This window comes from Pseudomonas sp. KCJK9000, assembly GCF_046230725.1.
Classification (GTDB): domain Bacteria; phylum Pseudomonadota; class Gammaproteobacteria; order Pseudomonadales; family Pseudomonadaceae; genus Aquipseudomonas; species Aquipseudomonas promysalinigenes.
In genome coordinates this window covers 49288-75025 of the sequence record NZ_JBJJLN010000011.1, presented here as the reverse complement: position 1 = coordinate 75025, position 25738 = coordinate 49288, and the positions used below count along the sequence as shown (strand labels likewise).

Genomic DNA, 25738 nt, shown 5'->3' with positions numbered 1-25738 from the left:
GGATAAATATCTAAGCATTTTGGTTGATCGTCCTCAATCTCTAAGCATATTAGTACTTTTGTGGTCAAGAGCCAATGGTGCGTTAACTTATTGTAGAAGTTAAACGCTATTGTCCGCCTGGGGAAGAATTTGGGTTGGATTTGGCTCTATAGAGCCGAGTACTACTGCATATGCGGCTTCGAGTTGTTTACATACACGCCTTAAATTATATCGTTTAGCATGCTTTCGTCCAGCAGTTCCAAGTGTTCGGATTTTTTTCGGGTTTCGGCACATCTGACGAACTCTATCAGCAATCGCTTTAATGTCACCATATTCCACAACATGGCCTTGCACACCGTCATCGACAAGTTCAGGTAGCGCCCCCCACCGGTAAGCGAGAACGGGGCGGCCCGCAGCCATTCCCTCCAACAGCGTCCGGCCGAATGTTTCTTGGCAGTGGGATAGATTAAGGACTATGTTCGCTTTCGAAATTGCATCTAGCGCAGTAGAAGTGTAAGGAATAAGACTGATATTCGTTGGCAGTTGTCCGCGATCTTCCAGCTTTTTTAAGGCCGCAACTGCAGGAGTGTGGGGTCCAATTAGCATTAGTTGAATGTTTGTCGTGTCGGGAGCAAGCTCCAGTGCTAACTGAAGAAAATCTTGAAGGCCTTTTTTGGGTGAATTGCTGCTAATAAGAGCAGCTGTAATTCTTTCTTTGTTCACGACGTTAGGGACATTGAACGCTTTGGCATCTATCATTCCTCCCACAACGTAAGTTGCATCGGGTTTGTTTAGATGTGTTGCAGTAAATTCTGAGTTTGCAATAAGGTAATCTGAGGCCTCAAGTATATGTGCTTTAATCTTCTCGGCACTTAATCCTATCGCCGCGCACAGCGCCGCATCATGTAGGGGAGACTCATGCGCGTGTACTATCGAAGGCACTCCAGCTTGCTTAGCAGCCATTAGCGGCTCTCTCAGCATTACGGTATTAACTTGCACCAAATCCACATCGTAATTTTGAATTATGTCTCGAAATCGCTCAATCGCAATCTTGCACGGCGGTATACTGCAGTTCCAAGGTTGTGTAAATATACAAGTTACAGCTACAGCACGTGAGCGCAAATCTTCTACATATTTTTTATTTATGAGGGACGGAACGCTTACGATTATATTAAGTTTCAATTCAATACATGCATCTAGTATATCTAAAAGACTGCGCTCAGCACCAAACAACTCTGTATCTGCGGCGTGAGCGCAGAGCAGAATCGTCGGGCTTCCTTCCCTTAGAGTTTGGCTACCCTTGAGGGTCGGATGCCGAGGATTATATCCTGAAGAGCGGCCAATCTTTTCGTAGTGTACAAGCGGTGAAATACCACTGCTAAGTGCAGCCGGACACTGTTGCTGATACCAAGGAGTGTTGAAATCTGGCCCTGGTTCTCGCCCTTCTTTGTAGCCATTATTGATGTAATGCTCTCTTGGATCGATACCCGCTTTTAAGACATCTGGGTACCTCTCCAGGTACCATTCGGCATCAAAAAAAGACTCATCCACGTTAGCATGAAGCTTGGCAGAATCATTGGTCGACGCTTTAAATTTTTCTGCACGACTATTGGACGGTTCAGGTGGTAGATAACCGGTGCCTTGTAGAGGTTGTTTGATCAGTAACGGTGTTACCGATTTCGCTGTCAGATTATCAATTAGCGATTTTAACTGTTCCTGAGAGTTGATAATGTGGCATCCCTTATAACCCTTTATCACTGGAAGATTGTCCAGGGGGTGCTCTAAGAGTTTGCTATCTATTATAGCGGCGTGCGGCGCATGTATAGTTTGCTCTGCTAGAACGATAGTTATTTTTTTATTCACTGCTAAGCTAAGAATGGTTGGGCTGATGTCCCTCGGATCTGAGTAGTCAGGCCAATGAAATAGAGCTACGCGCGCGCCGCTACTGATAAGCTCAGAAAGTAGAACTTCCTGAGTATCACTGTGAGTGGAATCTTGACTGAAGTTTCCAATCAAGAGCCAGTCGAAATTGGGTATGTCAGAGATGTATTTATTTAGCATAGAAAGGGGCACAGGAAAAGGGCGACTATCTTCGCCAGGCTTCAGTTTGAGAGAGCTTGGGTGTTCCAACGTCGAACGCCAAGACTCAGCTAACGAGGTATAAAGCTTTCTAAGGCCAAAGAGCGATGTCCGAACATGTGTGCCTGTGGCCATTGTGAGCGAGTTAGGCAACTGACGAGCAAAAACTAAAGGGATGCCGGGAAGTACATCAACTACGGCTTCTGCTCCATAGTAGTGAAGTAGTCGTCTGCTCAGCTCATAGTCCGCAGCTACACGAACTTCGTCCCACCCGCCAAGGCGTCGGATCGCATCTGTACGAAACATCATAGTGGACACACTAGGCTCGATAAGATGATTTTCAATTCGCCAAGTTTTGAAGTGTAGGTTTGGTTCGCAACGTACCCAATTCGCTATTGTCGCAACGATGCTAGTGTCTGCTTGGAGTGGACGAATCATCAGTTCCAGACGTTGGGAATGTGACCAGTCATCACTGTCATGATTTACAATAAAAATGCCTGTAGCATGCTGCAGCGCAAGATTCCTTGCAGCGTATGAGCCTTTGTTGGTGGGCTGGCGCAGTAACTTTATTCGGGTGTCAAGTTTAGCTAGATCTAATATTTTACGAACGGTATTATCCGTGCTACCGTCATCTACGATCAAGATTTCAATATTTTGCCAGGTCTGAGCGAATAAGCCACGTATTGCAGTTTGAATATAATCTTCAGAGTTATAAGCGGGCATGATGACACTAATTTTCGCGTGCTCCTCCCAGATTGGATCTGATCTTTCAGCGCATTTAACGTTATCTATAGTCAGTTCAGCAATTCGCTCAGCTTTAACTAGCGGATAGAGTTTTTCAGATTCAAATATTTGGTTTATCCAATGGAGCTTTATAGCTTCGCGAGAGTAACCATCTGCGCCGGTAGGGAGGTATACGTTCGCCGCGCTCAAGCACAGATCTGACAGGGGACCCCGGGCGTCGATTTCTAGCTGAACACATTCCTGCGCAGGCACCTGCAGTCCGCATTGTACTAAGATTTCTGATCTTAAAAGTGTGAATGCTGTTCGATTTATTAACGGAGTTAGCGGTAGGGTGATCATCTGGAGGTGATTTAAGGCACTCGCCCAATCAAGCCCACTAGCATACCACCTTGCTAAAGCCCAGCATGCGTAGGACTTTTCATGATCATCATTTGATGATTTATGCCACTTGATCAAGTCATGAATCGCTAGTTTCGAGAATCCACCCCACGTAGCTGTTTCAAGTACATGAGATTTGAGCTGACGAGGAATGCGACCCTCAGCCAAGCCGTATTTGCTGTAGTGATCTTGCGGATCCATTCCAGACGCGGCCACATCTGGATAAGTCGCAAGGTACCACTCAGGATTAACGATGGATGCTGGTTGCGATTCTGAAGCTAATTTAGACATCTATATCTACCCGAATTTCAGAGGTTTCGTTATGTTCTATCATAATATTGGTTCCATCCATACACAATTGCAGCGAGGTGCTGATACGCTGTGCTCAGGGCCCGCTGCATGCTTCCCAATTAGCAATTCTTTCGCTCGATACTCTGAAATTTGTCTGATAGATAATCACACTCAAATTTTTTCAGTTGTGACCAGGCAGTTAATGGAATCTGAATGTGATCAACGACTAACTTAATATGGATCGCAAGAGCGATCTTGTTGCAGACTAAAGATTGTTTCTGAAGCCCGATCAATCAGCTTATTTGTTGTTGCGAGCGCGGCTTCCAAAGCTACTTTGTCCTGATAGTACTGTTCAAGTTCTGACTGAACCTTTGCAAGCTCGCTCAATAATTGTTGATTCTCACTTATCACCTGTTGCTCGGAGTTTTTACTAATGATGCTTTCCTTTCGTGTATTATAAAGTTCACGGGAAAGTCGCTGGTTCTCGTTCCTCAAATTTTCTAGCTCAAAATTTAAATCAAGTGTTGCTTGATTTGATTCACCTGATTGCTCTGGCAGCCCTCTGGTTGTATGGAGCAGATCCGAGGAAATTTGGTTGAGCGTTTGATGGGAAGACTTGCTGCTGACCAAAACTGCGCTAGATGGCTGCGAATTCAGCTGTGGGGCCACGCGTGACTGCGCATGCAAAAGCTCTTCAGCTGCTCGAAGTTCTGATATGATCTGCTGTATTTTTTCAGTGATGGCCATTTTGACACCTTTTTTAGTTTTCAATAAACCTCGAGCGCGGCTCTCAGCAAGCTTCAGTCATTGCCAAATAAGTCACGAGTGTAAACTTTATACCCCACGTCACGAATGTCGTCTTCCCATCTGTTTGCTACAATCAGATCGCAGGAATCTTTGAACTCCTCAAGATTACATGTCACTTGAGAGTTGAAATACGAGGACTCCTTTAAAGTGGGCTCGTACACAATAACATTTATGCCTTTGGCTTTTATTCGTTTCATGACGCCTTGAATCGAAGCGGTTCGAAAGTTGTCAGAGCCTTTCTTCATCGTAAGTCGATAAATACCAACAGTCTTTGGCGCCTTATTGATGATGGATTCAGCGATGAAATCTTTCCGGGTTCTGTTTGCATCGACAATAGCTGCGATCAAGTTATTTGGTACATCTTTATAGTTTGCTAGTAGTTGCTTGGAGTCTTTGGGTAGGCAGTATCCGCCATATCCAAATGATGGGTTGTTATAATGCCTGCCTATTCTGGGGTCCAAACCAACGCCTTCAATTATTTGACGGGAATCCAGGTTATGTATCTCAGCGTATGTGTCAAGCTCATTTATATAAGCGACACGCATTGCTAAAAATGTGTTTGCAAATAATTTGATAGCTTCTGCTTCTGTAGAATCCGTATGTAGCACGCTTACGTCTGTTTTCAGTGCTCCGTTTAAAAGCAAATCTGCAAATTTTTTTGCTTCCTTGCTATGAGCTCCTATCACTATTCGCGAAGGGTAGAGATTGTCGTGAAGAGCTTTCCCCTCGCGCAAAAACTCTGGTGAAAAGATGATGTTTTCACATCCCAGTTCTTCCTTCAGGCGTTTTGTGAAGCCGACAGGTACTGTGGATTTAATGATAATTGTAGCAGCTGAGTTTATTTCTAAGACATCTTTGATTACAGACTCTACTGAGGAAGTATCAAAGTTGTTCGTTTGTGGGTCGTAGTCAGTGGGCGTTGCGATAACTACAAAGTCGCAGTCAGTGTAAGCTTCTTCTTTAATAAGGGTGGCGCGAAGCTTCAAATCTTTATTCTGTAAATAATCTTTAAGGCAGGCGTCATCAAGGTGCGAAAGCCTGTCATTGATGGCACTGACTTTTTCCGGTTTGACGTCTAGCGCTACAACTTCATTGTGTTGAGCTAGCAGTACGGCGTTGGACATGCCAACATAGCCTGTTCCCACTACAGCAATTTTCATGATTTGACCTGTCCCGAGTATTTGGCCATTTTAAGTCAGTCCTTTAAGCCGTAAATATCAAATTCTCATTGATTGTATTTAGTTGTTTGGTTTTAAGTGTAAGGGCTGCTTGGCGAAAGATTTGCATGTTGCAGACCTGTTGACCAAGCAACCACACCCCGCCGCGGTACCCTAAAGTTTTTTGTAGCCATGAGAGTAACGTTCATCGTTGCTCTTCCAGAGTATTAATATCCATTGATGTATACACTAGTTGTGAAGCATCTTCTTTTTCCAGGCTTGCTTGTAGATTAATCCCAAGTCTACGCATTGATGAGTTAACTACGATCGCCGTATTTTTCATTTGTTCGCCGTAGTTTACTAAAGATGTATTCTGACCATGCAGTCGACGACGATATCCCACAATATTCAGATGTTCGGCGTCTGAAACTTCGCATATCTTAAGATACATGTCGTAGTCTACAGCGTTCCGGATGCGTTCGTTAAAGCCTGTGGTTCTACACCAATAACGTTTTTTGAAAATCCTAAAATGATGAGCGATCATCGCCGTTAGCATTTTTTCACGAGTGAAAACAGGATAGTTGTAGCCCTGTTCAATACGCCCATCGGGATATTCGTTTTCATAAGTGGTATAAACTAGTCCAATACTAGGTTTTTTGTCCAAAATAGCTACGCATTTTTCCACGACATCTGTAGCTAGATAATCATCACTGTCTAGTTGTCCTATATAAATGCCACGACATAAACTTAGAGCAGTATTTGATGCTTTCCCGATCCCGCCATTCTCCTGTCGCACCCAACGGACGCGTGGATTATTTGAAAAGTATCGCTCTAAAATTTTAGGAGTGTCATCAGTAGATCCGTCATCACAGATGCATACTTCAAGGTCTGTGTATGTTTGATTTAGGGCGCTGTGAATAGCGTCACATATTGTGTCTGCACAATTGTAGGCAGGGATGTATATCGAGACCCGAGGGACATAGTGAAAGTCTTTCTCGGTTTTACTTAGATGTCTGTAATATGGGCAAATAGTGCTGAATAGTTCCCCGCTAACCTCTTTACCTGCATCTCGATCAGTCTCATTTTGCCCCCCCTCTGGCTCTTGGTGATATGCAAGAGCATCCATCACGGGGACGAAATATTTACCTTCATTGAAGAATCTATAGCCTAGCTCTGTGTCTTCAAAGCCCCAGGAGGTAAACCGCTCATCAAAGCCCCCAATTCTGCTTACGCTATTCTTCGAGAACGCGACGTTTCCACTAGCAAAAGTCCGGAAAGGCAACGATTCCGTACGAAGGTTTTGAGTGCGTTCAAAGATCTCAAGCCGCCAGTCAACTGAATGCGACCCTTGGATTTTTCCCGCTACAGTATTATTTGTTACAATTTCAGTAAAATCGTTTTCTAGCTCAGGGTCTTGAAGAATTTCATGTACATCAACGTCGTTCATGTCGACATACTTTCTAGGGCCAATTAATATGGCTTTGTCAAGAACTTTCCACCATTTAGCGTAGCTCATAATAAGATGTTTTGATGGGAACATATCCACATCTAATAATATGATCAAATCATTTCGAGCGATTTGTATACCATTATTTCTTGCGGCAGCAGCTGTGAATCCAACATCTTTGTGCCATGAGTACCGGATGTTGAGCAGGCGGTCAAACTCGCGAATAACTCTCATTGTATCTTGAGAGCTGCCGTCATCTGTAACAATAACCTCTATGAGGTGTCCAGGGTAGGTTTGTCTTGCTAGGCCAGCTAGAGTCCTTCTCAGAGGCTCAATCCTGTTGTAAGTCAGTATTACTACTGAAACTTTTACCTCGCTTGCGGTCGGATCGCAATCAAGCTCTGGGACAAGGTGTGAGTAATCATTCGCAATGCCTTTGATTGGAGGAATGGGGCTAGCAACTGGGAGATTTTTTGGCGTTTTTTTAAACTTGCTTAAGTCTTCATCCACAGGGACAGGCTTACAGTTGAATGGTACATAGTTTATTGAATAAGCTGTGCCATTCTGTTTTTTTCTTTGGTAATCAATCAAAAAATCTAGTGCACCTATCGCCCCTAGGCGCGCTCTACGCTCTTCAAGTGCATTAAGATCGAGTGAACTAGGCATCGTACTTATCCGCTTCATTTCTGGCTTTGTGCGTTTGGGATGTATTTGTATGAGCTGCTAAAATGGCTGATTCTAGTCTTTTAACAGACCGCCGATGAGCTACTAATGCTGACTCCGTGCTCTTGCTCCCGGTGTGTCGGATTTCCTCAGCAATCAAGCTGTCTAGTTGCGAATTCGCATATACACTGTTTGGGTGGGACATTAGTACTTGGAACAGCAAGTCTATAGCTTTTGCTTGATCTTGCCCGGCCTTTAGACGGTCTACCTTATAAGGTAGTAGCTCTAGGTACGCTTTGTGCAAATGCCCCGCTATCTTACCAGCTCGAGGAAGAGCCATTGCAAGTGCTAGAGCCTCTTCCGCACTAGCCTCATCTCCCAGAAGTCTTTGGCACAAGCTCATGCCTAAGTGCGACCAACTGAAATTCAAGTTTAACCCTGCTGCCCGTTGATACAAATCTAGAGCAATACTTACATTGCCTTCTAAGAGATAGCTTTCAGCTAGTTTGCATGTGCAGTATGCGTTTTCACCGAGTACCTTGGCTAATGCTTCCCATGCATACCGCGCATCATCATACTCTTCCGTTTCCTGCAGAAGGCTTGCAATACGATAAGCTTGAATTATTTTGGCTTTCTCGGACTGAGGCGTTTTTCTTGCGCTTGCCTGATAGAGCTCAGAAATGAGGCGCTCGCCGTCTGTTCTGGGTATTACTGGATAAGTTACCCTGGGCGGATGGGGAGGTAATACGACGTCGGAGCCTGTAAGAAAAACGTTGTTGCTAGTGTTCCGTGCCTGTAGTGTGTGAGCTTCACCATCGTAAATCTCATAAGACAGTTTTATCCGGAAAAGATGGTAGCCATCACCCAGCCCTGCCTCCTTTAGGTCCTGGCGATATTCATTTGCCTTACCACGTCCTACGACGTTGCCATTGCAAAGTATTTCCACAGTCACACGATCAAGCGAGTTTCTAGGATCCACAGCCCATCCGTATGCATAGCCCTCATCGACATAGTCGAAGTGGCCGACAATTTGGAGCTTCTTGGAAGATTGTTTCGGCATAACTCCATCCGAGTGTATAAGGTGATCTTACGGACTTTTTAATTCAGCCCTTCAGAGGTACTAATTAAGTGGATCCATATTTCCTATTACTTGTGTAACACCGAGGGTACATATCTCGTGGCGGCATAGCGAGGCCCCCGTACGGGCCGCTTAGGTAATCATGGCTCAAGCCAGGGTGGTAGCACGTGTCCACTTCGCAATCCAATGACCATTTGGCCATAAAGTTGATCTGCTCGCGCTTGGCTCTGGATTGCTTCTCGCCGTTCGAATCTTTACCTCTGCTGGCTGACTCGGCGTGGATAAGCTTGACGAAAGGCGACCATATCAGGCGATGGCCTGTGGCTTTTATTTTGAGGCATAGGTCCACGTCGTTAAAGGCAACAGGGAATGCTAACTCGTCCAAGCCATTGACGACGTCGAATAGATCCTTGTGGACTATCATGCAAGCTGCAGTAACTGCACTTTGTTGTGAGGCTATTAGGTTTCTCGCCAAATATCCTGGATCTTTATCTTGACTTGCATTGCCACAGTGAGCTGCTAATCCGTTGATTCCCACTACTACGCCGCCGTGTTGAACCATACCGTTTGGCCATAAAAGCTTAGCGCCCACAGCTCCCACACCAGGCTTCAATGCCAGCGCTACTAGCTCCTTCAACCAGTCAGATTCGAGTACTTCGATATCGTTGTTAACCAGGCCAATCAATTCGCCCGTCGCAACGCATGCAGCGCGGTTGTTTATAGTCGAATAATTGAAAGGATAGGGATGGGACAACACCCTGACACCGCGCGCGCTGAGCTCGGTGAGGTAAGCTAGAGTCAGTGGATCGCTGGATTGATTATCGACAACAATGATTTCAAGATTTGGGTAGTCAGTATCGTTAAGGAGCCCTTCAATGCATGTTTTCAAAAGTTTGTACTGGTCGCGAGTTGGCACGATGAGGCTCACGCGAGGTAGCTCCGCCGGCAGTGGCCAATGAGCTCTGAAAAGCGCTGGATAATCGGTCACTTGGCTGACTGTGGCGCCGGAAGCCATTTGTTGGCATAGCCAAGCAAGAGCTTGCTGCCTTTGAGGGCATGGTTGAGCTTGCTCGGGACTCCCCGGACGGTGGGAAGCTCGGTGGTACAGCACACGAGGCAGATGGGTAACTCGCGCATTCGAGTTTTCGGTCGCCAATGCAACTCCCATCGTCAAATCGTGCCAGTTAATGATTGGGTGTGCTCCATCTGCGGTGAGCAACATCACTGCTACTTTCAGAATACTGGCGCTATATATTGCCCCTGGCGAAAATATATCAGCGCCAATGAATAGATCGATATCCCACACCGGTTTCAACCATGGCAAGCTGCGTTCACCCTGCGGGCCGTCACGGTCGCAGTCCGAAAATGCCCACGCGCTGCCATCGTCAAGCAGAGCGCTAAGGTGGGCCAACGCCAAAGGTGCCAGACGATCGCCCGCCCATATTGGCAAGATGCGATCGCAACCTCCATCTAGCAGTTTGTTCAAGGCTGGCAGTAGATCGGCGGGCGAGCAGGTGGCTATTTTGTGAATGCCGGTGTTGCAGTGACCTAAGCTGCTAAGACTCTGTCGTTCAAGCAGGTCATCGCCATCGCTCAATACCAGCAAGCCCAGCGTACCTTGATAGTCCGGCGTCGATTTAGTGTCCAATCTTTGAAACGCGTCGAACCACTGGGGATAGTGCTGCCAACTAGCGCTTTTGGGAAGGCGCTGAGTTTGCTCCTTGGCAACTTGAGTAAGCAGGGCCAGCGTCGCACTATTCTCTCCAGCATTCAGTTGCTGGAGCAGTCCTTCTAACCCCTCCGGCCTGCAGCACAGGCGTATAGGGCTTCCTGCCAGCGCCTGGCCGAGATCGTTCACGATGTCTAACACATGCAACTTCCCATCGGCCAATTCCCAAGGCAGATCTACCGAGAAGCCGTGTTCGCTCGACGCGCGATAGGCCAACGCTTGATTGTGTTCATTACAAGTGACTTTACTGATCACTTGGTCGCCTTCTCGCACTGTCACTTCAACGTGGCGACTAGGTGATTTCGGGTCCCAGCACCAGCCGACCATACGCAGGCCGCCGGTGTGCCAAACCTGGGAAGCGATGCCTGCGCTGTCCTCGCCGGGGTTGACTGGCAGTGTGAGCTGTCCTTCCAACACAAACGGCTGATTAGCAATTTGAGCGGTAATCAACCGTCCCTCATCAAGCCAGCGTTGGCGTAGTTGCACTGCAAAACCATGGAACTGGTCGCCTCCCGGCGCACTTGGCTCATATTGGTCAGCCCGCACCAGCGCCACGCTTACTCCATCAATGAATACCTCCACGACCGGACGGTGTTCTTGCTGCGTGTTATCCATCGCCCAGCCGTGCAGCACATCGCCTTGCAGACCGAGTATCGCCCCGCTGAAGTCAGGATGAGTGACGGGCGCTGCCGTCTGCGGTTGTTCCATAACGTGTTCGGTCATTGAGCCAGACTCAGGGTGAAAGGCAAATTTTCAAGGGCGATAGCCCCGGTGTCACTGGTCAGCGGGGTAGGGCGTGCGAACAGCGGCACACCCAGTTCGGCAGCCATTCGAGGTGCCAGCCAATCGCTGTCGGGTGCTTCAGCCAGGCTTAGCACACCATCACAGCCAGCGGCTTGAGCACGTTCGGCCAGGCTGAACCCCTCGGGCTCCGGCAGAATTTGCACACTCCCGGTGGCTTGCAACTGATTCAGCCAAGGGCTATCGCTGTGCGCAAGCAACTGAATGGGTAACCCGGCTTGACTGATATGACGGGCGAGCCCGAGCCAGGATCGGGCAGCTCCCGAATTGCGCAAGCTGTCACCGATCATAAGCAATTGAGGTGCATGCGAGGCGTGAGCGGCGTTCATCGGGAGTGCATCGGCTAATACCGTTGCATCTGGCAACGCTTCGCTATAGCGGGACTCTAGCCCTGGCCAAGGGACTTGAACGCTAGCGGCTTCGCGGGCGAACCGCTGCCAGTCATAGTCGCCCTGCTGATCTAGCAAGCGATCGTCATGGCAGTGGATGCGATAGGGAATGTCCAGTATTGCCGGCAAATCGCACAAGCCCAGCGGGCAACGCGCCAAGTTGTGGAACACGATCGCCTGCAGCGGTAGATGGCGCATGCACGCGACAAGACGAGTGAAATCACCTGGCAGCTCGAACTCCAGGTTCAATGGCAGAGGGCATAGCGGAGCAGTCAAGCGTACCCACGTACTGTGGCTGCTTTGGTGATAACTCAAGCTGAAGTCGTCGCCTTGCATGGAGCCGTCGTGCACATGGAGCGTAGGGTCTGCATCCTTTTGCCAACTTGCATTGCGTTGGTTAACCGGTTTGCGCGCCAGGTTGTCGAGGCGCGCCTGCTGTAGGGCTTGCCGTGCGGGTTTTATAGGGTCACGCAGACAAAAGGCTTTGTAGCGAGCTGATGCGTCTGGGTAGCGCTTGCGCAAGATGGCATTGTTCATCGCAACACGCAGCACCTTCTCGGCACCAAACGAAATGCCGCCCTGGTGCGCGACGAACACATTGGACGCGCCCATATGCCGCCAGCCTTTGCTATGGGCGCGTAGGCACCAGTCGGTTTCTTCACCGTAGCCACGCGCAAGGTGGAGCTCGTCGAGGTAACCCACCTCGTCGAGTGCCGCTCGTTTGATATACAGGCAAAAGCCACAGCCTGTTTCGATCTCAACGGGTGGGCTGGCGACCTGGCGGGCCTGCTCATCGAGTTCGGCCTGGGCCTTGGCGCTAGGCATGTCGTGGCAGACCTGGCCGCGGGGAAAGCTCATCAGCTCGCCGTTGTTTGTAAATGGCGTCACCGAGGCAATGCGCTCGTCGCTGTAGGCTACTTCACGCAAGCGATCCAGCCAGGCACCGTGCACACGGGTGTCGGCGTTGAGCCACACTACATCTTTGTTTGGGCTCAGGGCCATCGCACGGTTCATGGTGCGGATGAAGCCGAGGTTTACCGCGTTTTGGACCAGGCTGATCTTGCCCTTTGCGGCCAGTACCTTGAGCGCCTTGGCCAACGCCGGAACGGGCGTTTTGTCTTCGATGACGACCAGGCGGTGCGCAGTGCGGTTCAGCTTGCGCGCGTCCAGCGCGCTATTGATGCACTCCAGTGTTTCTTCGAGCCCGTCGTAAACCGGGATCAGAACATCCACTGAGTTGTTTGCGCCTGCGCCCACGCTTGCGGGGGGCACAAAGACCGGCATTGCATAAACCGGGCTACCGAGCAACGGGGTGCCATTGGCAAAATGCATATGCACGGCAGGGGTAGGGCTGGGCACGCTCACCCGCAGCCCTCCATGACTTGCAGGCAGGCCGGCAGCAGTGAGTAGCGGATGGCTGACGCTGGCGGTTGCATTGATGCGAGCGCCATTGGCCTCGATTTGCACGACCGCCGGCACTTGCAGGTTGTGCAGGTCGATCGCCCAGCCTTGGATTTCCTTCTTTTCCGGCAGGTAGCGCACAACGCCGACAGTGCCGGGAGCGTCGCCCTGTGCAGCCAAAAGCTTCAGGACTACCGCAAGCTCCTTGCCGGCATGAATGTCAGGCAGGTGGGCCCGAACCATGCGCCGTAGGTCTGCAGGCGTTTCTGATTGGCTGCGGGCCTCCCACAAGGTCAGCCGCAGGGCCAGGTCGTTGGGTTGAAGTTTCCAGGCATCGGTCAGGTAGCGCGTGGCCAGTGCAGGCTGGCCTTGCGCCAACAGGCTACGCCCCACTAACGCGTGGATATCTGCCCGGTCGGGCATAGCCTTGGCGGCATTGGCAAAAAATAAAAAAGCCAGCTGGGGCTTCTGCGGCATGGCCGCGATGCCTTTCCATACGAGTGCTTCGGCCCGGTACTCGGGAATCTGCAACGCACGTTCGAGTGCAGTTGCCGCCGCGTCGTGCTCATTGGCCTGACGGTGGCGGTGGAAGATGTCCATGAGCGTTTCTCGCCCATGGTCGAGTTGTCTGGACATAAGCTTGGCTTGGCTACAAAAAATAAAAAGAAGGGCGACTCGAGAGCCGCCCCCTTTGCCATACGCCCGGCCTTGCGGCCGGGTGTACGTTGCGCTACGGCAGGGCTAGTTACACCTGGCCGTGCAGTACAACGACGTTGTCGATGTGCGCGATGGCTTCGTTGGAGCCAACGATGCCCAGGGCCACGTCGGCGTGAGTGCCGCCGTTTTCCAGAACAGCTTCCCAAGCTGCTTTGCCAGTTGCATCGGCTTCGCGGCCCAGTGCGGACTGGTACAGGGAGTCGATGAAGTCGCTGTTGGACTTCTGAGCAGCTTCAGCCGAGCCAACGATGCCAGCGGCCACTTCGGCGCGGCTGGTGCCGTTGAACAGCTGGGATACCCAAGCATCCAGGCCTTCTTGCTCAACTTCACGGCCCAGTACGTTTTCGTACAGTTCGCGGACGAAGTCACCGTTGGACTGATCCAGCTGGATGGCTTCGTTGGACAGGGCGATGCCAGCAGCCACGTCGTTCAGGTTGCCACCGTTGGCCAGCACGGCTTGCCATGCAGTTGTGCCTTCTTCATCAGCAGCACGGCCCAGGATAGCCTGGTACAGCTCGTTGATGTCTTGGGCCGAAGCAGCGCCAGCGAACTCAGCGGAGTCCAGGAACTGGTTGGCGATATCGGTCAGCGAAGTGCCTTCGTTTACCAGGGCGGTGAAGTCTTTGGCGCCGGTAGCGTCAGCGTCACGACCCAGGATGCCTTGGTACAGGCGCAGGGCAGCTGCTTCTTCGTCGCTGTGAGCCAGGGCTACAGTTTCGGTGGTGTCACCGTTAACGAAGGTCAGGAACTCAGCGTCAGTGATGGCGGCAGTTTGGTTGCCGGTCAGGTTGACGTTGAAGTTGTTGCCGACGGTGAAGGTGTAGTCGTCGCGCGAACCGTCCAGCTGGACGACGTCGTAGCCAGCACCGGCGTTGACGATGTCAGCGTGGTTGCTACCGCTCAGGATGATGGTGTCATCGCCCGAACCGGTGGTCACGTTGTTGTTGCCCAGGCCAGCGATGACGGTGTTGTTGCCGTTGCCGGTCACGATGGTGTCGTTGCCGTCGCCAGCGTCGATCAGGGTGTTCTGGTCGCCTTTGACAGTGATGACGTCGTCACCGTTGCCAGTTGCAACTACCAGCTCGATGGCCGAAGTATCAACGGCAGCTGGAGCGATGGCAGCAGCGAAGGTTTGAACGTCGCCAGCAGCTGCTTGACCTTGCAGGTCAACAACCAGGTTGGCATCGCTCTGCAGCACGTAGGCGCTAACGCCAGCGGCTTCGGCAGCAGCCAGGTCAACGACGACTTGGTCACCTTTAGCGCCTTCGACTTCGCCGATAACGACGTCAGCTTGGCCGGAAGTCGGCAGCTGAACAACGTTGCCTTCGATACCAGCGATGTTTACGGTTTCAACGGTGTCCAGGTTCAGCAGGCTGCTGATGGCAGCGATGGTGTTTTCGGACAGGTTGGCGCTTTCGGCGGTCAGGGTGTCTTGCAGATCGCTGCTCGACTGAGGGCTATCGTATTGCATGATGTATTCCTGTTACTTCAGGCCAATTGGCCCGCTGCAATAGTATTCTGCTGAGACGCAGAGTTTTCCCACGGAGACTTAAGGCGGGCAGCGTTCATCTTCGTTACGGGTGTTAGGGCGAGGTGCAAGGCCACCAACGGCTCGTTGCCGGTGGGGCCGTGCATCATCTGATTTGCGACCAGGCGTTGTGGTTCCGTATTTTTGAAAACAACAAGGCCAGTCAATTCGTAATGCTTGCGCAGCGGGCCTACCAGGCTGAAACCAACACAGATCAGCGGTAGCCCCTGGCCACGGGCACCGACCACGGTGCCTGTCGATACATTGCGGCATGGCCCGGAGCCGGCCACCATGCAGGTGTAAAGAAGGTCGACACCCACAGGCTTTTCCGCCCAGTCGATGGCGAAGGAGTCGATGAATTCATCAGCACCGGGCTCGCCTACCCAGCCTTCGCTGGACGCGACTTCACCGCTCTGGCTCAGGTGAGCGGTGAGGGTGATGGGCAGTGGCTTGCTGCTGGCAGCAATGGCTTGCGAAGGGTCGCTGCTGGCCACTACTGCGAAAGTACGCATGATGGCGGGGGAGGTGTCGATGCGATCGATGCGCAGGTCCACAGGTTCGATCACTTCATCGAACATGTGGTACTCGGTGATCAGTACGGTTGCTACCCCGGCTTTCACCCTGGCGACGATAGTGTCCCCAAGCTTGGTCAGCATGTTTTTGCTGACACCCTCTGCGGGGAAGAAATCAATCGAGCCTTTGCCTAGGGGGGCTTGCTGTAGCGCGATGCATACAGGCTTGTCAGCTGGGGGCTGAGAGGCGTACCTGAAGATATACATGCCCGGTTCGAGCAGCGTGACCCGTGAGCTGATTTTCAGGCCGTCAAGGGTCTGCGAAGGGATAGACATGGCGTTGTTAAGCTCCTTTTAAACAAAAACACTGGCAGCTAACGTGCTCAAACCCGTGCATACACTGAACGGCCATCGATGGCTCCTTGCGAGTGGCGAAGATGCCGCCGGAGGGGGAGGATGTCAACCAAGAAATCTAAAAAAAAATTCATGTCTGTAGGGAACTTAGCTATAGGGAACGGGATCTTTGAACGTTTTTTTTTCTTAACTGAGTGCCATGCTAGGACTCTTTAGGAGTCAAAAAACATCAGTAAATTCATAAGGTTATGTTTTTTTTGCGCTTTTCAGTCTCGCGACGGTGGTTTTGTGGCGCCCGTTTTTCGGCACATTTGCGAGTCTCTGCCGTTGGTCGATCTGACCTCCAGCGCACATGGCCGTTTCCAATTCCGCACAAACAATTCATGAAATACTGCTGTTCGTCGCTGAACGAAGGCGTTCTAGGAGCAATCTGACACTCCGCCCTCTTTGGTGGGTGTTACACTGCCCGCCGCTTTCGCCACTCTTCAGTACGGACACCATGAGTTATCAATCCGAAAACAATCTGCAAGCCGCCCTCAGAGCCTGCAAAAGCAGCTTCCTTTCGGTAGGCTTCTTCAGTTTCTTCGTCAACGCACTCATGCTGGTGCCCACCTTCTTCATGATTCAGATATCAGGGCGGGTCGTCCCGTCAAGCAGCTCTTCGACGCTGCTCATGCTGACGTTGATAATGACGATGCTTGTGATAACAATGGGTGCGCTGGAGTGGGTGCGCTCTCGAATAATGGTCCGCATCAGTAATCGTCTCGATGTGATACTCAGTCGAGATGTGTACCGAGCAAGCTTCAAGCGTGCGCTCACTAGCGGTGGATCGGATGCCACGGCTCAGCCGCTGAGCGATCTCACTTCCCTTCGGCAGTTCTTTACTGGCCCTGGACTATTTGCTTTTTTCGATGCTCCTTGGTTCCCGATCTACACGACCGTGATGTTTTTCTTCCACCCATGGTTCGGATGGATGACCTTGGTGTGCGGTGCAGTATTGACCACGCTTGCGGTAGTCAACCATCGGGTAACCGGGAAAGCGCTCGCTAGCGCCAACAAGCAAAACGTGGCTTCCACCGTAGTGACCACCAAAACTCTGCGCAATGCTGAGGTCATCGAGTCCATGGGAATGCTGGAAACTCTGATGAACCGCTGGGGCAAGCGTCAACGTGAAATCCTGAAGCTCCAGTCCGATGCGAGTGATAAAGGCGGTGTGGTCAGCGCTACTTCGAAAACTTTCCGTATATGGTCTCAGTCAGTCATGCTGGCGATCGGGGCTTATCTCGTGATCAGTCACGAAATTAATCCTGGGCTGCTGATGGCTGGCTCTCTGCTACTGGGCCGGGCGCTGTCCCCCATCGACCAAATGATCGGGAGCTGGAAGGGCTTCGTCGCCGCCAAAGTCCAATACGACCGCCTCAGCAAGGTAATGGACGACCTGAAAAACGAACCCGAGCGCATGCCGCTCCCTGCGCCAGAAGGGCACATTCAGGTCGAAAACCTGATCGTCGCCCCACCGGGTGCGAAGGCACCGGTCATTCGCAGTATCAGCTTCGTGGCCCCGGCTGGTTCCATCGTCGGCATCGTCGGCCCAAGCGCCGCTGGTAAATCCACGCTGGTACGGGCCTTGATGGGCATTTGGCCCCCGCAGCACGGCGTGGTCCGCCTCGATGGGGCCGACATCGCCAGTTGGGACAAGCAGGCCCTAGGCCCTTACGTGGGCTACCTGCCGCAAGACATCGAACTGTTCGAAGGCAGCATCAGCGAGAACATCGCCCGCTTCGACAAGATAGACCCGGAAAAGGTAGTGGAAGCGGCCCAGATGGCCGGCGTACACGAGATGATCCTCATGCTGCCCGATGGCTACGACACGGTGATCGGCAGCGATGGCGTCAACCTGTCCGGGGGCCAGCGTCAGCGTATTGGTCTGGCCCGTGCTATTTATGGCAACCCGCGTCTGGTTGTGCTCGACGAGCCCAACTCCAACCTCGACGACGTCGGTGAGCGGGCCTTGGGCGTTGCTCTGCAAAAGCTCAAGGCGACCGGTGCTACGGTATTCATCGTTTCGCACCGCCCGAATATCCTGACCCGCCTGGACCGCATCCTGGTCATGTCCGGCGGCACCATTTCGCTGTACGGCGAGCGCGACCGCGTCATCGCCGAGCTGGCAGCGCAACAGGCCAAGACTCAGCAGCGGGTCGCTCAGCCTGCGCCTGGCCAGCCTCCTGCCTCGCCGCCCGCGGCACCCAACGCCGCGCCGCCTGCCGCCCCCGCTGCGGCGCCTGCCGCCTCCACCAGCACCGGCGTTTGAAAGGATTTCTAGATGAGCAGTAAAGCGATCACCACTTTCGATCACAACTTCGACGACATGCCTACGTCCGATCGCGGCATCCGTCGCATCGGCCTGACCATCGTCTTCGTCACCTTCGGCATTTTCGGCAGCTGGGCGGCGTTTGCACCGCTCAGCAACGCTGTGCACGGCTCCGGCGTGGTCACCGTGCAGAACTACCGTAAGACCGTGCAACACCTGGAGGGCGGCATCGTCAAGGAGCTGCTGGCCCGTGACGGTGACCTGGTCAAGAAGGGTGACCCGCTGATCGTGCTGGACGAGTCTCAGCTCAGCGCCGAGTACGAGTCCACCCGTAACCAGCTGATCGTGGCGCGCTATAAAGAAGCACGCTTGCGCGCTGAGCGCGACGGGCTGGACCAAATCCCGCCTGTGAAGATGGACGGCACCGATTCGGCCCGGGCCCAGGAGGCCATGGCGGGTGAGTTGCAGGTGTTCAATGCGCGGCGCAATTCGTTGCAGGGTGAAATCTCGGTGAACCGTGAGCGCATCCAGCAGATGAAGCAGCAGATTGCCGGCCTGAACGACATGATCGGCACCAAGAGCGGCCTGGAAAAGTCTTACACCGGCGAAATCAAGCAGCTCAAGGAGTTGCTGGCCGAGGGCTTCGTGGATAACCAGCGCTTGCTCGAGCAGGAGCGCAAGTTGGACATGCTCAAGACCGAAGTCGCCGACCACCGGTCGAGCATCACCAAGACCAACCTGCAGATAGGCGAGACCGAATTGCAGATTGTGCAGTTGAAGAAGAAATTCGACGCCGACGTGGCCAACGAGCTTTCAGACGTTCAGGCCCAAGTCTTCGACCTTCAGGAAAAAGAAGCAGCGCTGCGTGACCGCCTTTCGCGTGTGGTGATCCGCGCACCCGAAAGCGGCATGGTGCTGGACATGAAGGTCCATACCATTGGCGGTGTGATCAGTGCGGCCACGCCGATTCTGGATATCGTGCCTGCACAGTCGGAGTTGGTGGTGGAGGCCAAGGTGGCCACCCGCGACATCGACCGTCTGGAGTTGGGTAAAACCGCAGATATTCGTTTCAGCGCCTTCAACCAGGCCACCACGCCGGTCATCGAGGGCAAGCTGGTGCGCATTTCCGCAGACAGCCTGACCGACGAGCGCAGCGGCGACAGCTATTACCTGGTGCGTGTGAAGGTGACCGAGGATGGCATGAAGAAACTTGGCGACCGCAAGCTGCACCCCGGCATGCCTGCCGAAGTGCTAATCAACGCCGGCGACCGCACCATGCTGCAGTACCTGCTCAAACCGGCCCGCAACATGTTCGCCGAATCGCTGATCGAGGAATGATTGTGCTGCGTTTGCTACCTGGAATGCTGATGTGCATGGTCGCCTGCCAGGCGGTGGCCGTGGAAGGGAAGGGCGCGCCGGCTGACATGCCCAAGGCGGTATCGGCCTCTACCTACACGCTGGACCTGGCTGGCCTGTATCGTGAGGCGCGTCTGGAAGACCCGCGGGTGCTGGCAGCTTATGCTCGTGCGCGAACTGCCGAGGCCCAACAGCGTGAAGCCTTGGGCGGGCTGCTGCCGCAGGTGTCGGCCAACGCCAACACCAGCCGCGTACTGCGCAAGAATGAAATCGACCGCGACATCTACAACAACGAAACCTATTCGTTGAGCCTGACCCAATACCTGTACAACAAGCCGGCCTGGGAGCGCTACCAGAAGTCCAAAAGCGTCAAGGACCAGAAGGGCCAGCAGGCCGAGGACACTCTGGCCGAAGCCACGGTAGACCTGGCCAAACGCTACTTCGTGGCCCTGGCGGCCGACGACGAGCTGGCGCTGGTGCAGGCCGAGCGCCGTGCTACGCAAAAGAACCTGGACCGGGTCACTAGCATGTTCGACCGGCAGATGGCCAAGATCACCGACAAGCTGGACATGCAGGCACGTGTGGACTTTCTCGCCGCCCAAGAGGTGGAAGCCCGCAATCAGGTGCTGGTCAGCCGTGAGGCATTGGCCGAGATCGTCGGCCGGCCGATCACCGAGCCTTTGAGCCGGGTGCGTAACGATGTGGCATTGCAGGCACCTGCTCGGCCTCTGCAGGAGTGGTTGGCTCAAGCCGTTGAAGCCAACCCGCAGCTCAAGGCCTCCCGTAGTGGTGCCGAGGCTGCCATGGCCGCCGTGCGTGAAGGGAAGGGCGAGCACTATCCGCAACTGTCCCTGAGCCTGAGTGCCCAGCAGAGTGACCAGGGGTACGACAACACCCAGGCCCCGCGCAGCGACAGCTATGTGGCAAGCCTTGGGGTGAAGATCCCGATCTACAGCGGTGGCTCGACGTCGGCGCGGGTACGCGGGTTGTATGACGAGCAGGTCGCTGCCGAGGAACAGCTCGAAGGCATCCGCCGGCAGGTAGTGAAGGAAACCACCACAGCCTTTCTCACAGCCCAGGCGGCGGTCGAAAAGATTCGCGCCAACCGCAACGCGCTGTCCTCGGCTCAGCAGTCCAGCTTGGCTGCGCAGAAGGCGTTCAGTTACGGTGTGGTCAATGCGGTCGATGTACTGACCAGCGTGCAGAACGAGTTCAAGGCTCGTCGAGACTTGCTCAAGACTCAGTACGACTTCATCACTAACCTGTTTCTGCTTAACCGGTGGGCGGGCCAGCTCAACCAGGACAGTGTGGACAATGTGAACGTGTGGCTGAGCCCTGTGCCTGAGCCTACCTTGCCGGGTGGTGATGTGGCGCGACTGGATGCGCGCCGCTGATCGGGCTTGGTGATGCGCAGCGGCCCTGGGGTTTCAGCGTCTTAGCTGAGGGCGCCGGGTCTGCTGCGCAGTCCACCGCCGCCTGTTCACGGCCCCGGCAAGGCCGCCGATACACGAATAATCGCTAGCCCTCAGCTACGCCGCAACGCAGTCGCCCGTCCCCAGAATTCGCAAACTTCAGACTTTTCCTACAAGCCAATCACTGGCCATCTCCCACCCTGGAACTTATTCTCCCGCGCCGGTTACTAATCCGTTCAATAAGGCCTGACCGGCACCTGGCGGCGCGCCAGTATTTTGTGAGTCGAGTACTCCCTCCGACCTATGTATACTGCCGTATGCAAACAAGTACGCGCGGCTTGGAGCTGCCGCGTCAAGCCCAATAATCACACATGCCCGCACGGCACTATCGGAGTTGGTTAAGTCGCATGAAAGCAATCGTTACTGGGATCACTGGTCAAGACGGCGCCTATTTGGCAGAACTGCTGCTGGAAAAAGGTTATACCGTCTACGGCACGTACCGTCGCACCAGCTCGGTCAATTTCTGGCGCATCGAAGAGTTGGGCATCCACACCAATCCTAAGCTGCACCTGGTCGAATACGACCTCACCGACCTGTCCGCCAGCATCCGCTTGCTGCAAACCACCGAAGCTACCGAGGTGTACAACCTCGCCGCACAGAGCTTCGTGGGTGTGTCCTTCGAACAACCTGTGACCACCGCCGAAATCACTGGCCTGGGTGCGGTGAACCTGCTCGAAGCCATTCGCATCGTCAACCCGAAGGTCCGCTTCTACCAGGCGTCGACTTCGGAGATGTTCGGCAAGGTTCAAGCCATCCCACAGGTCGAAAGCACCCCGTTCTACCCACGCAGCCCCTATGGCGTGGCCAAGCTGTACGCCCACTGGATGACCATCAACTACCGTGAGTCGTACAACATCTTTGCCACCAGCGGCATCCTGTTCAACCACGAGTCGCCACTGCGTGGCCGTGAGTTCGTGACCCGCAAAATCACCGACTCGGTAGCCAAGATCAAGCTCGGCCTGCTCGACAAGCTCGAGCTGGGCAACCTCGACGCCAAGCGCGACTGGGGCTTTGCCAAAGAGTACGTCGAAGGCATGTGGCGCATGCTGCAAGCTGATGTACCAGATACTTTCGTACTCGCCACCAACCGTACCGAAACCGTGCGTGACTTCGTCTCGATGGCGTTCAAGGCCGTCGACATCGAAATCAAGTGGAGCGGCAAGGACGAAGCGGAGCAGGGCACCTGCGCTGCCACTGGCAAAGTGCTGGTCGTGATCAACCCGAAATTCTACCGCCCAGCTGAGGTAGAGCTGCTGATCGGCAACCCTGCCAAGGCCAAGGAAGTTCTGGGTTGGGAGCCGAAAACCAGCCTCGAAGAACTGTGCCGCATGATGGTCGAAGCCGACCTGCGTCGTAACGAAAAAGGGTTCTCGTTCTGATGCAAATGGCCAGCAAGCGCGCGCTCATCACAGGGATTCAGGGCTTCACCGGTCGCTACATGGCGGCCGAGCTGCGAGCCCGTGGCTATGAAGTCATAGGGACCGGCAGCCAGCCGTTGCAGGCGCCTGACTACCACCAGGTCGATCTTACCGACGGCCCGGGCCTGCGTGCATTGCTGGCCGAATTGCAGCCGGATGTCATCGTGCATCTGGCTGCCATTGCTTTCGTCGGGCACGGTGCAGCCGACGCGTTCTACCAGGTCAACCTGGTGGGTACACGCAATCTGCTCGAAGCCATTGCGGCCTGCGGCAAAACACCTGATTGCGTGTTGATTGCCAGCAGCGCCAACGTTTATGGCAACGTTTCCGAAGGGCTGCTCGACGAGCAGACCTTGCCGGCGCCGGCCAACGATTATGCAGTCAGCAAGCTGGCCATGGAGTACATGGCACGCTTGTGGTTCGATCGTTTGCCGATCGTCATCACCCGCCCGTTCAACTACACAGGGGTTGGGCAGGCAGAGAACTTCCTGCTGCCCAAGATCGTCTCGCACTTCCAACGTCAGGCCGGCACCATCGAGCTCGGTAACCTCGATGTGTGGCGCGACTTCAGTGACGTACGTGCAGTGGTGCAGGCTTATCGTGGCCTCATCGAGGCCCGCCCTGTGGGGCAGACGGTCAACGTCAGCTCCGGGCAAACCCATTCGCTGCGCGAAGTCATCGCCAAGTGCTCGGCCATTACCGGCCACGCCATCGACGTCCAGGTGAACCCGGCGTTCGTGCGCGCCAACGAGGTCAAAACCCTCTGCGGCGACAACAGCCGCCTGCGGGCTCTGGTGCCGGGTTGGCAAACCCCCTCTCTGGATGAAACGCTGGGTTGGATGCTTGCGGGTAAATGAAGCTCATCCTCTCCGTCGAGCCGGTTCGCTTCCCGCTGACCGGCATTGGGCGCTACACCTACGAACTGGCCACTCGGTTACAGCGCAGTAGCGAAATCAACGATTTGCAGTTTTTCGCTGGGCGCCGCTTTTTGCCGTCGTTGCCCACCGCGGCCGATCAGTCCGACGCGGTGCATGGCCTCAAGCGTTTGGTTCAGAAGAACACGGTGGCCGTGGAAGCCTACCGGCGGCTGATGCCCTACCTGCGCAAGCGGGCGCTGAAGGGGCATGAGGATCACCTGTATCACAGCCCCAACTATTACCTGCCACCGTTCGCCGGGCCCAGTGTGGCGACCTTCCACGACCTGTCGCCATTTACCTGGGCGCATTGCCATGCGCCACAGATCGCGCGCTTTCTGCAAAAAGAGCTCACGCTCACACTGCAGCGGGCCGACGCGCTGATCACCGACTCGCACTACACCCGTCAGGAGTTGGCTGACTATTTCGGTTGGCCCATCGAACGTATCCATACGGTGCCGTTGGCCAGCTCCCCGGAGTTCCACCCGCGAAGCGCCGATAGCCTGCGTGAAGCGCTTGCCCGTTACGGACTGGAAGCGGGCGGTTACAGCTTGTTCGTCGGTACCATAGAGCCGCGCAAGAACCTTGAGACGCTGCTGGACGCCTATGGCAAATTGCCGGTGGCGCTTCGCCAACGCTGGCCGCTGATCCTCACCGGGTATCATGGCTGGCGCAGCGAAGCCATTCACCAGCGCATCGCCCAGGCGCAACAGCAAGGTTGGGCTCGCTATTTGGGCTTCGCGGCCAGCGAAGACTTGCCGCTACTGTATGCCGGTGCGCGGCTGTTCACTTTCCCGTCGCACTACGAAGGCTTTGGCTTGCCGGTACTCGAAGCGATGAGCTCGGGCGTGCCGGTAGTCTGCTCCAACAGCTCGTCATTGCCAGAAGTCGCAGGCCAAGCCGCGCTGATGTGCGCGCCGGGTGACGTGGATGGCCTCAGCGCTTTGCTGCGTCAGGGCCTGGAAGACGAAAATTGGCGCCTGGCAGCCGTGCAGCAGGGCCTTACCCATGCCGCTGGTTTTTCCTGGGAGCGTTGTGCCCAGGCAACCATCGAGGTCTATCGCAAGGTCAGCGACAAACGATGATCAAGGTACTGCACTTTTTCAAAACCTATTACCCCGACTCCATGGGCGGTATCGAGCAGGTGATCTTTCAGATCGCCGAAGGCGCTCGCGCCCAGGGTATCGACTCTGAAGTGCTTTACCTCAGCGAGCGGGGCGCTGCGCGCAACGAGCCGGTTGCCAACCATTTGACTCACCGTTCCAAACTCGACCTGCATGTGGCGTCTACCGGGTTTTCAGTGTCGGCGCTGAAGGACTTCCGCGAGCTGGCTGCGCAGGCCGACATCGTGCATTACCACTTCCCTTGGCCTTACATGGACCTGGTGCATTTTCTGGCGGGCCTGAACAAACCGACCGTCGTCAGCTACCACTCCGATATCGTCAAGCAAAAATGGCTGCTCAAGCTTTATCAGCCGCTCATGCACCGTTTTTTCACCAGTGTCGACCGTGTGGTTGCCTCCTCGCCCAACTATGCAGCGCACAGCCCGGTGTTGACGCGTTTCCAGAGCAAGGTTTCGATCATTCCCTACGGGCTTGACCGCGCCACCTATGCGCAGCCTTCGCAGAGCAAACTGGCTTACTGGCGCGGGCGGCTGGGAGAGCGCTTCTTCCTTTTCGTTGGTGCTCTGCGCTACTACAAAGGCTTGGACTACCTGCTGCAGGCCGCCAAGCTCAACGGTTTGCCAGTGGTCATCATGGGCGGCGGCTTTCTTGAAGCTGAGCTCAAGCAGCAGGCTGCAGAATTGGGCTTGAGCAATGTGCATTTCCTAGGCGGCTTGCCCGATGAAGACAAAGCTGCCTTGCTCGACCTGTGTTATGGCTTCGTATTCCCATCGCACCTGCGCTCCGAGTCGTTTGGCATCTCGCTGCTGGAAGCGGCGATGTATGGCAAACCTTTGATCTCCTGTGAGATGGGTTCCGGTACGACCTTCATCAACCTGGCTGACCAGACGGGCCTGGTGATACCGCCGCGTGACGCCTCGGCACTGGCTTTGGCCATGCAGCGTCTCTGGGATGACCCTGGCATGGCCAGGGCTATGGGCGCTAGGGCCTTGGAACGCTATGAAGCGGTGTTTACCGCACCGGCTATGGCGGCGGCCTACGCCGACCTGTACCGTAGCCTGTTGTAACCCTCGAATTTTGCCTGCCCAA

The 25738-nt window shown here is 54.0% G+C and carries 16 protein-coding genes; 7 read left to right on the top strand and 9 right to left on the bottom strand.

Annotated features, from left to right (window positions below; translation table 11 throughout):
• Positions 1 to 99: 99 nt before the first annotated feature.
• The 9 genes from ACK59H_RS07715 to ACK59H_RS07675 all read right to left on the bottom strand — a co-directional run bounded on the left by ACK59H_RS07715 (position 100) and on the right by ACK59H_RS07675 (position 16030).
• Positions 100 to 3471, bottom strand: a complete 3372-nt coding sequence (locus tag ACK59H_RS07715) for a glycosyltransferase (protein ID WP_409264366.1) — start codon at positions 3469 to 3471, stop codon at positions 100 to 102.
• Positions 3472 to 3702: 231 nt separating this feature from the next.
• A complete protein-coding gene (locus ACK59H_RS07710; RefSeq protein WP_409264365.1) occupies positions 3703 to 4218 on the bottom strand; it encodes a hypothetical protein in 516 nt (171 codons plus the stop codon).
• A gap of 53 nt (positions 4219 to 4271) precedes the next feature.
• On the bottom strand, positions 4272 to 5438 hold the full coding sequence (locus ACK59H_RS07705; RefSeq protein ID WP_409264364.1) for a nucleotide sugar dehydrogenase: 1167 nt from the start codon (positions 5436 to 5438) through the stop codon (positions 4272 to 4274).
• A 202-nt stretch (positions 5439 to 5640) separates the two neighbouring features.
• On the bottom strand, positions 5641 to 7548 hold the full coding sequence (locus ACK59H_RS07700) for a glycosyltransferase family 2 protein (protein WP_409264363.1): 1908 nt from the start codon (positions 7546 to 7548) through the stop codon (positions 5641 to 5643).
• Entirely contained in the window at positions 7541 to 8605 is a 1065-nt protein-coding gene (locus tag ACK59H_RS07695) for a tetratricopeptide repeat protein (RefSeq protein WP_409264362.1), read from the bottom strand. Before ACK59H_RS07695 ends, ACK59H_RS07700 begins: the two co-directional genes overlap by 8 nt.
• Positions 8606 to 8669: 64 nt before the next feature.
• Positions 8670 to 11075: a glycosyltransferase family 2 protein gene (locus ACK59H_RS07690; RefSeq protein ID WP_409264361.1), complete on the bottom strand. Its 2406-nt coding sequence runs from the start codon at positions 11073 to 11075 to the stop codon at positions 8670 to 8672.
• Positions 11072 to 13543 carry a glycosyltransferase gene (locus tag ACK59H_RS07685; RefSeq protein WP_409264383.1) on the bottom strand — a complete coding sequence of 824 codons (2472 nt, stop codon included), beginning with the start codon at positions 13541 to 13543 and terminating at the stop codon, positions 11072 to 11074. The genes ACK59H_RS07690 and ACK59H_RS07685 overlap by 4 nt, the downstream gene beginning before the upstream one ends.
• A 145-nt stretch (positions 13544 to 13688) precedes the next feature.
• Entirely contained in the window at positions 13689 to 15131 is a 1443-nt protein-coding gene (locus tag ACK59H_RS07680; RefSeq protein WP_409264360.1) for a DUF4214 domain-containing protein, read from the bottom strand.
• Positions 15132 to 15148: 17 nt separating this feature from the next.
• Complete coding sequence (locus ACK59H_RS07675) at positions 15149 to 16030, bottom strand: hypothetical protein (protein WP_060479722.1); 882 nt, start codon at positions 16028 to 16030, stop codon at positions 15149 to 15151.
• A 523-nt stretch (positions 16031 to 16553) separates the two neighbouring features.
• Here ACK59H_RS07675 and ACK59H_RS07670 point away from each other — a divergent pair.
• From ACK59H_RS07670 to ACK59H_RS07640, 7 genes are all read left to right on the top strand, one after another.
• Complete coding sequence (locus ACK59H_RS07670) at positions 16554 to 18365, top strand: type I secretion system permease/ATPase (protein ID WP_409264382.1); 1812 nt, start codon at positions 16554 to 16556, stop codon at positions 18363 to 18365.
• 12 nt (positions 18366 to 18377) lie between these two features.
• The gene (locus ACK59H_RS07665) at positions 18378 to 19703 is read left to right on the top strand and encodes an HlyD family type I secretion periplasmic adaptor subunit (protein ID WP_060479712.1); all 1326 of its coding nucleotides are present in this window, start codon (positions 18378 to 18380) and stop codon (positions 19701 to 19703) included.
• Positions 19700 to 21115, top strand: a complete 1416-nt coding sequence (locus ACK59H_RS07660) for a TolC family outer membrane protein (protein WP_060479711.1) — start codon at positions 19700 to 19702, stop codon at positions 21113 to 21115. Before ACK59H_RS07665 ends, ACK59H_RS07660 begins: the two co-directional genes overlap by 4 nt.
• A 425-nt stretch (positions 21116 to 21540) precedes the next feature.
• A complete protein-coding gene (gene gmd / locus ACK59H_RS07655; RefSeq protein ID WP_060479710.1) occupies positions 21541 to 22572 on the top strand; it encodes a GDP-mannose 4,6-dehydratase in 1032 nt (343 codons plus the stop codon).
• Entirely contained in the window at positions 22572 to 23468 is an 897-nt protein-coding gene (locus ACK59H_RS07650) for a GDP-mannose 4,6-dehydratase (RefSeq protein ID WP_186476596.1), read from the top strand. The genes gmd and ACK59H_RS07650 overlap by 1 nt, the downstream gene beginning before the upstream one ends.
• Entirely contained in the window at positions 23465 to 24610 is a 1146-nt protein-coding gene (locus ACK59H_RS07645; RefSeq protein ID WP_409264359.1) for a glycosyltransferase family 4 protein, read from the top strand. The genes ACK59H_RS07650 and ACK59H_RS07645 overlap by 4 nt, the downstream gene beginning before the upstream one ends.
• Entirely contained in the window at positions 24607 to 25716 is a 1110-nt protein-coding gene (locus tag ACK59H_RS07640; RefSeq protein WP_409264358.1) for a glycosyltransferase family 4 protein, read from the top strand. The genes ACK59H_RS07645 and ACK59H_RS07640 overlap by 4 nt, the downstream gene beginning before the upstream one ends.
• Positions 25717 to 25738: the final 22 nt, after the last annotated feature.